Genomic DNA, 12,865 nt, shown 5'->3' with positions numbered 1-12,865 from the left:
CGCTGCAGACGGTGTAGATGTTAGGAGTGCCGCCAGCCGGATGGCTATCCCAAATCAGTCAGTAATGACAAGACTGTTACGCTGCTGTGCCGGTGAGATTTGGTGGGGCGTTCCGGTTGTATCTTTGCGCGGATGAATACCTGCAGGATTGGCAACCATGACCAAAAGTCAGGCATTGGAGTACATGCCGGTTACCTGGGTGCGATGCACACTGTGGCGGTCGCAAGGCAGTTAGCATCGAACAAAATTTAGGTAGCGAGCCGGCTACAAATTTCCAGGGCAGGTCGCCCGGTTATAGAGGTGGGTCCACATGTCTGTGTCGTTAGAAAACCCTTCCTCGTACTACACGATGACCCGGAAGTACGATCTGCACTACGGTGATCTGGAGGGTGATATTGAAGCTCAGGTCGTGATCATTGGGGGAGGTTTCTCGGGTATCAATACCGCTCTGGAACTTGCCGAACGCGGTATCACAGACGTGGTGGTGCTTGAAGCCAATTACCTGGGCTTTGGCGGGTCAGGCCGCAATGGCGGTCATGTGATGGCGGGCATAGGCCATGATCTGGAAACCATTGAGAAGGATGTCGGCCCTGAAGGTTTGAAGGCAATCTTCGAGATCAGCGATCTGGGCGCCAGCCTGATCCAGCAACGCATCGCCCGTTACGACATCCAGGCGGACTTCCGTCATGGCTATGGCTACATGGGCTTCAATAAGCGTCAAGGCAAACTTTTGCAGAGCTGGGAGAAGGACTTCCAGAGCCTGAATCCGGATCAGGAGATCACTTACCTGGAAGGCGCGGAGGTGCAGACTATTGTGGGTGCCGAGATCTATACCTGCGGCCTCAAGCACATGGGCAATGGCCAAGTCCATTCACTCAATCTGCTGCTGGGGCAGGCCAAGGCCTTCACAGAGCTTTATGGCGGCAGGATTTTCGAGCAGTCACCGGCTCTGGAAATCCATTACGGTCCGAAAATCACGGTGCGTACCGCCAAGGGCACGGTCAAGGCTGACAAAATCCTGCTGAGTTGCGGAGCCTTCCTCAACAAACTGGACCGCTCGCTCGACAGTACTATCGTCAATGTCTACGCATTCAACACAGTCACTGAACCGCTTTCTGACGAACTGATCCAGCGGATTAGCCCGATTCGTGGTGCATTCAGCGACATTACCCCCATCATCGATTACTACCGCATCACGCCGGACAACCGGCTTATGTACGGTACCGCAGGCATGTTGCTGGAGTATGTTCCTCGCGATCTCAAGTCTTGGAACCATAACAAAATGATGAGGTTGTTTCCCTACCTCGCCGATACCCGCATCGACCTGGCATGGGGCGGCCCGATGGACTGTTCTCTCAACCTGTTTCCGCAGGTCGGGACGCTGGAAGGGCATGAGAATGTGTTTTATGTCCAGGGTTATTCAGGTTTTGGGGTGACCCCGAGCCAGGTGATTGCCAAGGTCATTGTCGACGGCATGACTGGGGGCTCACCGGCCTGGCAAGCCATGAGCTCAATCCCGCGTCGACGAATTCCTGGCAAGGAGCGCTTCCGGGCCCTGGTCTGCACCCTTGGAAAGGTAACCCGACAGCTTAACGCTTACCGGGTCGGTCGCCGCTGAAAAGCGCCGATCGCAATGTTGTAACTCCGTTTATTCAATCCAGGATCACTTCATGAAAACTACAATATCGAATCCGATTGACAGGACTTCCGTATACGTCTGTGCGGGGCTGGTATCGGCCGCCGGGGCGCTCTTGCTTAATGTTCTTCCGGTGCTGTTCGGCGCCCTTGCCGAACAGTTCGGTTTCGGCGAGCAGCAATTGGGCAGTCTGGCGATGGCCATGAATGTCGGTTTTGGCGTCTCCAGTCTGGCGTCGCTGCTATGGATTCACCGAGTAAGCTGGCGCGTGATCTCTACCCTGGCGTCTGTATTGGTGGCCGCCGCTGTAGCCTACATGCTGCGTACACCCTCCTTTGAAACGCTGTTGACGCTGATGGCCTTGGCCGGGGCCGGCACGGGGGCTTTATATGCTCTTGCCATGACCATCTTCGGCGACAGTTCACAGCCAGAACGGGCGTTTGGCTTCAAGCTGGGTATGGAGACCGTGCCTGGTGCTTTGCTGCTCATCGCCTTGCCGGTTGCGGTAGCACCAGTCTGGGGCTTTGAAGGGATGCTGATCACGCTGGTTATCGCCATGATCCTGATGGGCGTGGTGCCGCTGCCTTGGGTGCCTCGCAGCAGTCAACGCCACGTGGAGGCGCTCGGCCGCGCCGCACCGGTCATCTGCCGTAAAAGCCGGGCCATTGTCTGGTTGAGTTTGATCGCCAGTACGGTTTTTCTGACCGGAATCATGTCGGTATGGGCGTTCCTTGAGCTAATCGGCAAAAAAACCGGCTTGTCTTCGGACACTATCGGCACTGTGCTGGCGGTGGGCTTCATCATAAATGCCGCAGGCGGCTTCATTGCCTCCTCTGTTGGCCTCAAGGCCGGACGCTTTCTGCCTGTAGCACTGATCCTCGGTGCCGAAGTCGCAGGTCTTGTACTGCTCGCGCAATTCTCCTCGCTGACCACTTATGTGGCGGGGGCAATGTGTTTCCTGTTCTCGATCAGCTTCGTGCTGGCTTACACCTTCGGTGTGACGGCTGAGTTCGATCTTTCGGGCAAGCTGGTCGCTCTGGGCGCACTGAGTCTGTCGATTGGTGCGGCAGTGGGCCCGGCGATCGGAGGGCTACTGATCGAAACCTATGGCTACATGGCGGTACTGCTGTTCTCCGGTGCATGCTCGGCCAGTGTTCTCGCTATCTATGGTGTCGCAGTATTAAAGTCACAACAGGTGAGTGCGCGCAGCACTGGCGACGCGCCGGTTGTAATGCCGAAGCTTTGAGCGTCTGGCAAGCGTAAACGTGGCGCATAGGTGAATGTAGTGCAGGCGCGAAAAAGGCTCGCCGGGATGTCCCCGCGAGCCTTTTTTCATTCACTGCGGCTGCGGCTGCGGCTGATGAGCCTGAATGAAAGCGTCGAGGTGTTTACTAGCGTCTCCATAGTTGCCTGCCGCGGCCAGGCTGAAGGCCTCGACCTGAGCTTTTTCCTGATCCAGCACGTATTGATAAAACACGGCGTGGCGTGCGACGACTTTGTCTGACGCGGTCACAAGCTGCTGATAGTAGGTCCGGGTCGCTTGAGCCATGGTGTTGATCATGCGTTGCGGGGCGAAGCGAAAATAAATGGCTGCCGAACGCCCTTTGAGCCACGCCGATAGCGTGCCGGGTTCGAGTTGCAGCTCGGCTGCGACTGCGGCATAGCGATCCTGATTCAGTATTTCAAGCCTGGCGTAGCTGTCCCAGAACAGTCTCGGGGCAGGGGCGAGACTTTGTTCGGTGATAGCAGCGATGGCGTAGCGGGCGGTAGCGCGATTGGTCAGCTCTTTTTGCAAAGTCTCTTTGAAAGGTTCGGGATCCGTGTTCGTATTCATATTGTCATTGGCCAGAGTCGGCATGCTTGTCAGGGAAAGAGAAAGCAGGATGATCTTTAACATGGAGCACTCTTGCGGTGATGGCTGAGTTGCCATCTGGATTGAACCCCAAGCATCGGGCCGGGCTTTGTATATGCCTGCCATCTTCCGGTATATGCCTGCCGGGCAGCGTCTGGAGTCGCTCGACTGGTGAAGAATGTGTTGGCTCTGCTTAACCCACCCGATGGGTGGGTTAGCAGGAGGATTCTCAGGAGGGGGATGGTGGCGGAGTAGGTCTGACGCGGTTTTTCTGGTCTGAGTGGCAATGCTGGCTGACGTTCATCGCCGCAGGCTTCATGCTTTGAATCGCTGGATCAGCTCCTGTTGGCGAACAGCAAGGCTATTAAGTTGCTGGCTGATGGCAGTCGACTGTATAGCCTCGTCCGACAATGAGTTCACAACACTGCGCACCGCTTCGACATTGCGATGGATCTCTTCAGAGACACTGCTTTGCTCCTCGGCGGCACAGGCGATTTGCACGTTCATGTCGGTGATGATACCGACCGCATTCCGTATTTCTTCCAGCACTGTGAGCGTCTGCTGAGTTTGCTCGACACTGCGGTGCGCCTGGCTGTTGCTCTGCTGCATTGCAGTGGTCACGTCGCGGGTGCCTTCGCGCAAATTGTTGATGACCGCGCCGATTTCCTCGACTGAGGCCTGAGTACGCTGAGCCAGCCCGCGAACTTCATCGGCCACTACCGCAAAGCCGCGGCCAGCATCTCCGGCGCGTGCGGCCTCAATCGCCGCATTGAGCGCCAGCAGGTTGGTCTGTCGGGCAATGGCCAGGATGACATCCAGTACCGAGCCGATCTGCTCGCTGCTGGCCGACAGGCCCTGCAGCCGACGCATCGCATCGTTCATGCCGCTGGCTAGTTCGCGGATGTTTTGGGCGGACTGCTCAATGGTCTGCACGCCTTTGCTGCTGGCCCTTTCCGCATTGCGCGCCGCGTCGGCGGCTTGGGCGGCACTGTGCGCTGCGTTGTGCGCGGTGGCGGACATTTCGTGCACTGCGGTGGCCATCTGCTCAATCTCACCCACCTGTTGCTGCATGCCCTGGCTGATCCGCCTGGCGATTTGCTGCGACTGGTCGGCGGTGTCGTGGGTGTCGTGAACAGCCTGCTGCACTTGCGCAATGACCGGTTGCAGACGGTCGAGAAAGCGGTCGAAGGCGCCGCTTAGGCGCCCCAGCTCATCCCGTCGCGGATAGGCCAGGCGACCCGTCAGGTCGCCATCGCCATCGGCGATGTCATCGAGCCGTTGCGCTACGTGCAGGATAGGTCGGGTCACACTGCGAGCGGCCCAGCGGATCATGAAGATGCCCACAAGTGCCAGAAGCAGGCCGAGAGCCACTTCTACGGTGAGGCTCTTGACCAACTGCACCTGTATTACTTCCTGCATGCGCAGCACTGGAGCATCAAGGGTTTGCCTGGGCACCGTGACCTGGATGCTCCATGGTCGGGCATCCGCGATCGGCTGGATCGGTACTTGCACACTGAGCTGCGAGCCGTCTGCAGGCGCTTGTTCAGTGGCCAGTTTGCCCAACCGTTGCGGATCGTCGCTGTCAGCGGCCACTACGCCGGTTGCACTGATGATCGATAGCGCACCCTGTCCGTCATAGAGCGAGGCACTGGCTGCTTTGGCATTGTCCTGCAACGCATCCAGGCCGATATCAATCCCCAGTACACCCAACACACGCCCATCAACGATCAACGGAACCGTTACGCTGGTGACGAGGTGCGGGGTGCCGCTGGAATCATCCAGATAGGGTTCCAGCACACAAGGGTTGGCGCTTTGCCGCGAGCAGGTAAAGAAGGCGTTGAAAGGCAAGCCAGTTGGACCAGGAGTTTCATTGGCCAGTAACGCCTCGTCGGCGGGTAGTGCCTGAAGCTGGCCGGCCTTGGGTTGCACCCAGTACAGGGTATAGCGGCCACTATCGTTGCTGCCTTGCGCCAGCTGGCCAACGAACTCGGCATCACGCCCGTCCAGGGCATTGGGCTCGAATGCGACGAACAGGCCTAGCAGTTCGCTCCGCTCGCTTATCGCGTCGCGTAGCACTTTGGCAATGGCTGCACGTAGATCCCGGGCCGCGACTGGATCGGAGGCAGCCTGGGCGCGCAGTTGCAGAATCTGTCGTGCCATGCCCCGGACGAATTCATAGCCTTGGCCGAAGCGTTCTTGAACCTGCAATGCCTGAGCTCGGCCTTCTGCCTGCAGATTGTCCTGTGCCGCTTTGCGCAGCAAATCAGTAGAAGTGTTGACGCTTGTGTGCGAATCGCTGCGTCGCTGTTCCAGAGATAGCCCTGCGAGTAGTGCGACGACGGCCACCAGGCATGCGCTGGCCAGCAGCGTGATCTTATTCTGAATGCTCATTGCCATAGTTCCCTCTGTTGTCCTTCCCAAAGACTATTTTCGGTTGGCTCAGGCTACCTGTGTCAGGTCCCAAACCCCATCACCTGGGCTGGTTTGGCACCCGCGTACAAAGCTTCGGCACGCTTGGACAAATTTGTCCGCCAACCCTTGCAGAGCGGGCACCCTGTGGGCGCAAAAGACGGGGCGAAACATGAAGTTGCAGGGTTCACCGCTACGAGCGAGCGGGGTGGAGACGGGGCATAGCAAAGTGCCGATGCCCCTGCGGAAATGATTGACGACCGCTGCGCCGGTCCCGAACGCAGCCGCATCGACGGGCACGTTAGCTGAGCGGCGAGAAAGGTACTGGCAAATAGGCGACTGAACTCATTTTCTGCAATTGCGGACCAGAGTTCTCTGGAGGCCACACATGATCACGCACGGCGCGGGTGCGTACATCCAGTCGCTGTTCGAGGCTGGCGTAGGGCCAGATATGCAGGTAGCGCGGTACCCGCCCGCTGGTCGCATAGAAGGCCGCGTACACGGGCGAATAGGTCGAGTCTGTTCGCGCCGTGACCGCCTTGCGCCAGCCTTCCAGAGTAGGCGCGAGGCCTGATGTCACCAAGTCGTATTCACGCAGCTCGTAGAAAGGGCCGTAGGCGCCCGGCTCCAGTGGCCTCAGGAAGGGGAACAGGCGGTAGTCGTCCATCTGCTGCTCAAGGATGAATTCTCCAATCCCGAAGGCATCGCTGGCTAACAGAACACGCTGACGCTCGGCAGCCTGAACCTCTGCGCAGCTGAAGCGGCGCAGCACAGCAACAGTGTTTTGCGGACCGATTTCACTGAGCCAGCAGCCCATCAGTTCAACGCCCTCGAGGGCATCGTGCAGGGCCGCCTGTAAACGCGGTAGCGCCTGCGCGGGTGTGCGCACCCGCAGAGTGAAGCGAATGAGTTCAAAGAGATCCGAACCTGGCTCGGCCAGAGTGGGGCGGTGAGGGGGCATGGCTATACCTCTGGTTTGAAGAGTAAAGACTGATCTGGTTCATACGACGAAGCCCGGGCAAAAAAAACGATCAAGCCGTGATCAGCGCGTGCTCGCGAAGAAGCCGTGCGAGATGGCGCGCTATATGCAGGCGCATCTTATAACCGCTATTTTGTTACCCAAAATCACGTGAATAGTGCACTAAATAAGCGCGTGTATCGATGGAGATGATTCATGAATGGTCATGCTATGTCTGTCTGGAACGAGAATGTACACGCCGTTTGCGGGCGCTTCGAAACCCGCTATGAGCATTGCCAGAGCCTTTTCATCGGGGAGCTGCGCTCTTCGCTGCTAGGCAAAACGCCGGTCGCCCATATTCGTAGCAACGCCAATGCCATTGCCCGGTCAGGGCGAGAGGCAGGACGTGACACTGATCCACACTGTTTCCTTGTGTTACAGCACCACGGGGAGATGGTTATCGAACTGGGCGACCGGGTCATTGATCTGCGCGAGGGAGACGTGGCTTTGCTCGATTCGGCCCAGGCGATGAAGATGATCCCTCGCGGACTTTTCTCTCACGTATCCATCCACCTGCCCCGCGAAAGCCTGAGCACATTCGAACCCAGCCGCTTTGGCAAGCTCTCTCTCACCGGTGCCTGTGGGCAACTGCTCGGCAATATGGTGCGTCAAGTGGCCGAGGGGGAGCTCGGTCATTGGGCTCGTCCCGAAGACGGTGATGGGCTGCAGGCCGCGCTGGTGGCACTGCTCGGCTCGGTCATGCAGTACCCAGCGCGAGAAAGCTCGCCTGGCCTGCACCTGTATGAAGTTCAGTCGCTGATTCAGCAGCGCCTGGACTCACCGCGTCTGACACCTGTCGCTTTGGCCGAGGAGCTGGGTATTTCCAGCCGCCAGTTGTATCGGCTGTTCGAGGCCGATGGCGATAGCGTATGTCGCTACATTCTGCGCGAGCGGCTGATCAAGGCCTCCCAGGATCTGCGCAACCCTGCGTACAGTCATCGTTCGATCACCGAGATCGGTACGCGGTGGGGCTTCTCCGATTCAGCGCATTTTTCCAAGACGTTCAAGAAGCAGTTGGGTGTGGCGCCACGCAGTTATCGCACGCACGTCCAATAGAACCGCGTAAGTCGGTATCGTCATCAAAGGGAATCAGAGGGCCGCTATGCGGCCCTCCTCATTAATCTCCTTCCATAGGTTTTTGCATCGGGACGATTTGTCATAGCGCTGGCCAATGGCAAGCAGATGCAAAAAGCTGTCAAGCGCGGCCAATCCAGCGGCGGCTCTTTCGGTCAGAATAATCTCAAGCAAACCCACCGGCCCAACGCATCGGCAACCTGCGGCACACCGCAGCTAATAAGGTGCAGGCCAGGTCAGCGCGGCTGTATTCAATCGCTGAGCACGTGAATATCAGATAGCCGACGGTCGGTGGAGATTGTTTAAGGTTTGACGTTTTACTCACCAAGAACAGGCGCCATGATGATGATAAAAAAACTCCCCGTCTTCGCACTGCTCGTCGCAGTCGGTCTAGGTAGCATTTGCACCCAGGTCCTCGCCGACGATGACCGTCAGCAAATCGACAGCAAGCTCCAGCGCATTGCCAGCCTTTGGCCGAAGAAAGACGCCAAGGCGGTAGTTGACGAGGTTTACACCGAGCAGACCGAAATTACCGGAGAGGGCGTAGACGAGTTGTACAGGGGCAAGGCTGAGCTGACGGGGCTCATCAGCCATCTGATGGAGGGTGCCAAAAATACGGTGATCCATCTCGACCGAATCCAGCAAATGGGCGCCGACGCCGCATACACCTGGGTGACCTGGAATGTGACACCAACCGGGAACGAAGCGCCGTTCAAGATGAAAAGTCTGTTCGTCTGGAAGAAAGAGCGAGGTGAGTGGTTCATCGTCGCTGACATGTTCGCTTCGGGTTCCATTCCCGACTGAGCCCCTGCTTACACTTCATTGATCTGCCAATAACAAAACAATACGTGGGCCGTCCATACGGCACCGCCAAGGGAGACGTTTGCCATGAAAAATTATCTGGGGACCACGCTGGGCCGCTCGGCATGCATATTGGGAGGGTTCTGGTGCTGCGCAGCGTCCGCGCTGCAATTGATCGATGAGCCAGATGGCAAGCTGTCGTTCGACGTGCAGTCGGCTGTCGGAGCGTTCCATAGCCAAAAGAACTATCAGGTGTGGGGCAACCGCGATCCGGGGCATTCCAGTTGGCAGGAGGGCTATATCAAGTATGGCCTGAGTGGCAGTCTCACCCGTGAGAGCTTGGGCACCGTTTACGGTACGCTCAACCGGGTGGCCTCCGGAACCTGGGGCGATGGCGACGCTGCAGGGTTTACCAATGGCAGCGAGCGCACCGACAAATGGGAAGAGGCCTTTGCCGGGTGGCGCTCGAATGACCTGTTCCCGGCTCTGGGCCATGACGGTATCGATATCTCTGCCGGCCGCCAGGCCATATTGCTCGGTGATGGTTTCATCGTCGCAGGCGACGGCATCAGTGCCGGCCGTGGGCTGGGCAATAACGCATACAACCGCGGTGGCGGTTACTACATCACGCCGCGTCGCGCATTTGACCAGACGCTATGGGTCAAGCTCGGCGGCGATCAGGGGCTGCATGGTTCGCTCGGCTGGTTCAAGTCAGACAACCCGATCCAGGCCAAGGTCGAGATGGCATTCTCCACACTGGAATACACCAACGAAATCGGCACCCTGGGAGCGACCTACTTACATGGCCTGGGCGTTGACAAAAAATTTGCCATGGACCCCCAGGGTGATCGCGATGGGATGGACGTCTACAGCATCCGCGCCACCGGCAATGCCGGTATCAAGCAGCTGTTCCTGTCCTCGGAGCTGGCCTGGCAGAACACCCGTCGTGGCGATGCGCAGGCGGGATATGTTGAAGCCGCCTGGACCTTCGCCGACCTGCCCTGGAATCAAACACTGGGTTATCGCTACAGCCAGTACGGCGCTCATTGGGATTCGCTGCTGTACGGGTTCAGTCGTGGTTACGGCACCTGGTTCCAAGGAGAAGTGGGCGCCAACTACGCGGGGCCTTTTGGCACCAATACGTCGATCAACCAGGTTTACTGGCGCGCCCAACCTTCTGAAAAACTCGGGGTGAACGTGCTGGCTTATGACTTCCGTACGACCCACCCAAACGGCGTGGCGGACAGTTCCGGACGTGAGCTGGATGTGGTGCTGGACTGGGCGGTCACAGCTAACGTGACCCTGTCACCGATGCTCGGTTTGTACGATCCGAAGAAGAGTGCCGGGGAGGGCGGTGTGCAGCTGGGTGATAACGATCTCAATATCTACACGGCGCTGCTGATCAGCACCAAATTCTGACTTCAGAACCATTACCACGGCGCTGAGCGGGCCATCATGCCTGCCAGAGCTTTAATACGCTCCATTAGCCCAGCTGCTCGCTGGGTTTTTTTTGCTCGTTTGCCGGAAACCGGTAACCAGGTTTCCGGATTTTTGGCAGGCATGACCCAAAATCTGGCGAAGGTGAACCTGAATGGCTGGAGAGGTTGTTACAGACTCGGGAAATGGGCTACACAGCCCGGTCTTTGAATGGTCAGAGGAGCGTTGAAATGTCTGTTGCACAAGCCGTCCAGCAACTTCAGGCAAGTTGCCAGGCTCAGGATGCCGAAGCGGTGTTCCAAATGTTCGCCGCCGAGGCCACCGTCTCCGGTGAGGGTGGTCCGACAATCGTGCAAGGTGAGGAGGGCCTGCGTGATGCCATCGCTCACATGCTCGAGCTCACGCCCGCGCTCAGCATACGCATCCATCTCGAACGGCAAATTACCGCTGATTGCGTCGTCACCTGGCTGCACTGGGTTTCGCCAGACCCGCAAGGCGAGACGATTGCCTTCCGCTCTCTGACCACCTGGCGCCGTAAGGGGCTGAGCTGGGAAATCGTCGCTGACTTTTACGGTATGGGCCAATTCGAGGGTTAATGACATGAGCGATATCACGATTCTTTCAAGCGTCCAGCAATTTCTGGATAACAACCCTGGCAGCTTTGTCGATGGCAATCCCGTGAGTGAGTCCGGTGCCGAGCAGTTCGAGGTCATCAACCCGTCCAACGCCCAGGTGCTGATCCAGGTTGCTCATGCCAGCGAAGCGCTTGTCGAGCGAGCGGTACAGGCCGCCAGCACCGCCTTTCATGGCGTCTGGGGGAGCACTTCGCCTTATCTGCGAGGCGTCGCGTTGAATCGCCTGGCCGACTTGATCGAAGCCAATGCCGAGCAACTGGCTCAACTCGAGTCGCTAAGTTCGGGCAAGTCGATCAACCTTACCCGACATCTGGAGGTTCCGCAGAGCGTGGTTTTTCTGCGTTATTTCGCGGGTTGGGCGACCAAAATCCATGGCCAGACCATGACCCCGTCGTTGCCGTCTTTTCAGGGCGAGCAGTATGCTGCGTTTACCCGGCGCGAAGCGGTTGGCGTTGTGGCTGCGATCACACCGTGGAATTTCTCGCTGATGATTGGCATCTGGAAAATCGCCTCGGCGCTGACCTGTGGCTGCACCATCGTGATCAAGCCTAGCGAGTTCACCCCGTTATCACTCCTTCGCCTCGCCGAGCTGGCCATCGAAGCCGGCATTCCGGCCGGGGTATTGAATGTGGTCAATGGCGGCGGGCGCATCGGCCAGCAATTGATCAGCCACAAGGACGTCGCCAAGGTCTCTTTCACCGGATCGGTGCCTACAGGGGTTGCCGTGGGCAAGGCCGCGCTGAGTGCCAACCTGACTCGTGTGACCCTGGAACTGGGCGGTAAAAACCCGGCGGCGTTCCTGGCCGACATCGACATCGATGCCGCCGTCGAGGGCATCTTGCAAACCGGTTACGTCCACCAGGGCCAAGTGTGCGCGGCGCCCGAGCGTCTGTACATCCATCGCAGCAAGGTCGACGCCATCTGCAGCAGACTGGTCGAGCGCCTTGGGGCGATGAAGGTGGGTGGCGCTCTGGATGAGTCTGCACATTTCGGGCCGCTGGCCAACAAGGCGCATTACGACAAGATTCTCGGTTTCTTTGATCGGGCCAATGCACGCGGCCAGGTTCTATTTGGGGGCAAGGCCCTGCCGGGGCCGGGTTATTTCGTCCAGCCAACGCTGCTCACGGCTCTTGAGGAACACGACCCGTTTCTGGAAGAGGAAACCTTCGGTCCGATCCTGACCGTCCTGCCTTTCGATGATGAGGAAGAACTGGTACGCATGATGAACGACTCGCCGCTCGGTCTGGGTGCCAGCATCTGGACGAACGATCTGTCCAAGGCTATGAGGCTGATCCCACGTATCGAGGCGGGGACGGTGTGGGTGAACATGCACACCTTCCTCGATCCGGCGGTGCCTTTTGGTGGGGTCAAGGGATCCGGCATTGGCCGTGAGTTCGGCAGCGCGTTCATCGAGGATTACACGGAATTGAAGTCGGTGATGATGCGCTTCTGAGGTCGCTCAGATGCGCATAAGTTTTAACCAAAAGGAAAGGATATCCCGCCAGCCCGCCTGGCTACGCAGCTGGACAGTTAATCGGTCGGTTGCTGCCGTATAGGTGGGAGCCGGTTTAATCACACAAGGCCTGATGCCCGGCCGCTTAATGCCTGAATGCGGTTATCCCTATCGAGTCTGCCTCCTCAGCAAGAATGGTGAGGGGGTAGATGTAGTGTCAGCGAGAAAGGGGGGCGGGCTGTGAACTTGTGAGCAATGGGATCTGCACATCCTCGAGTGACAGTCTGAGAGAAGTATGCAACTTCCTGGCAGGGGCGGTGGCTTCTCTGCCGATGAACCGTTGTCGTCGTGCCGCAAACTGTCTCAGCAGTTACGTACTTCGCGTTATACCGTGACCCTGGTCTATCAAAGCCTGCTGGATAAGGGCTATCTTGTCGGCCGGCCACGCAGCAGCTGTTACCTGCATGCCGCGGTTTTCGATCCTTGCCTCGAGTCCATGATCGGTTGGAAAACAAGGGCACCGAACCCAGTATTATTCGAAGAATCTGTC

General features: G+C 58.1%; 10 protein-coding genes and 1 pseudogene. 7 read left to right on the top strand and 4 right to left on the bottom strand.

Annotated features, from left to right (window positions below; translation table 11 throughout):
• The first annotated feature begins 310 nt into the window (after window positions 1–310).
• On the top strand, window positions 311–1,618 hold the full coding sequence (locus tag IV01_RS01085) for an NAD(P)/FAD-dependent oxidoreductase (protein WP_032631747.1): 1,308 nt from the start codon (window positions 311–313) through the stop codon (window positions 1,616–1,618).
• Between the two features lie 52 nt (window positions 1,619–1,670).
• Window positions 1,671–2,882: an MFS transporter gene (locus tag IV01_RS0125650; RefSeq protein ID WP_050508050.1), complete on the top strand. Its 1,212-nt coding sequence runs from the start codon at window positions 1,671–1,673 to the stop codon at window positions 2,880–2,882.
• A 90-nt stretch (window positions 2,883–2,972) separates the two neighbouring features.
• Here IV01_RS0125650 and IV01_RS01090 read toward each other — a convergent pair whose 3' ends face one another.
• The 4 genes and pseudogenes from IV01_RS01090 to IV01_RS01100 all read right to left on the bottom strand — a co-directional run bounded on the left by IV01_RS01090 (window position 2,973) and on the right by IV01_RS01100 (window position 6,858).
• Entirely contained in the window at window positions 2,973–3,533 is a 561-nt protein-coding gene (locus IV01_RS01090; protein WP_032631744.1) for a hypothetical protein, read from the bottom strand.
• 270 nt (window positions 3,534–3,803) lie between these two features.
• A complete protein-coding gene (locus IV01_RS27625) occupies window positions 3,804–4,508 on the bottom strand; it encodes a methyl-accepting chemotaxis protein (RefSeq protein ID WP_418903573.1) in 705 nt (234 codons plus the stop codon).
• Between the two features lie 201 nt (window positions 4,509–4,709).
• A pseudogene (locus tag IV01_RS27620) lies at window positions 4,710–4,820 on the bottom strand (hypothetical protein); the annotation flags it as partial.
• A gap of 1,378 nt (window positions 4,821–6,198) precedes the next feature.
• Complete coding sequence (locus tag IV01_RS01100; protein WP_050508048.1) at window positions 6,199–6,858, bottom strand: NIPSNAP family protein; 660 nt, start codon at window positions 6,856–6,858, stop codon at window positions 6,199–6,201.
• A gap of 213 nt (window positions 6,859–7,071) precedes the next feature.
• On the opposite strand from IV01_RS01100, the gene feaR reads away from it, so the two are divergent.
• From feaR to IV01_RS01125, 5 genes are all read left to right on the top strand, one after another.
• Window positions 7,072–7,971, top strand: a complete 900-nt coding sequence (gene feaR / locus IV01_RS01105) for a transcriptional regulator FeaR (protein ID WP_032631742.1) — start codon at window positions 7,072–7,074, stop codon at window positions 7,969–7,971.
• 357 nt (window positions 7,972–8,328) lie between these two features.
• On the top strand, window positions 8,329–8,793 hold the full coding sequence (locus IV01_RS01110; RefSeq protein ID WP_154232290.1) for a nuclear transport factor 2 family protein: 465 nt from the start codon (window positions 8,329–8,331) through the stop codon (window positions 8,791–8,793).
• Between the two features lie 84 nt (window positions 8,794–8,877).
• Window positions 8,878–10,209 carry a hypothetical protein gene (locus IV01_RS01115; protein ID WP_080290424.1) on the top strand — a complete coding sequence of 444 codons (1,332 nt, stop codon included), beginning with the start codon at window positions 8,878–8,880 and terminating at the stop codon, window positions 10,207–10,209.
• A 248-nt stretch (window positions 10,210–10,457) separates the two neighbouring features.
• On the top strand, window positions 10,458–10,823 hold the full coding sequence (locus IV01_RS01120) for a YybH family protein (protein ID WP_032631741.1): 366 nt from the start codon (window positions 10,458–10,460) through the stop codon (window positions 10,821–10,823).
• Between the two features lie 4 nt (window positions 10,824–10,827).
• On the top strand, window positions 10,828–12,315 hold the full coding sequence (locus IV01_RS01125) for an aldehyde dehydrogenase family protein (RefSeq protein ID WP_032631740.1): 1,488 nt from the start codon (window positions 10,828–10,830) through the stop codon (window positions 12,313–12,315).
• The last annotated feature ends 550 nt before the right edge of the window (window positions 12,316–12,865 follow it).

This window comes from Pseudomonas syringae, from assembly GCF_000737245.1.
Lineage (GTDB): Bacteria > Pseudomonadota > Gammaproteobacteria > Pseudomonadales > Pseudomonadaceae > Aquipseudomonas > Aquipseudomonas syringae_J.
This window is presented reverse-complemented; position numbering and strand designations above follow the sequence as displayed.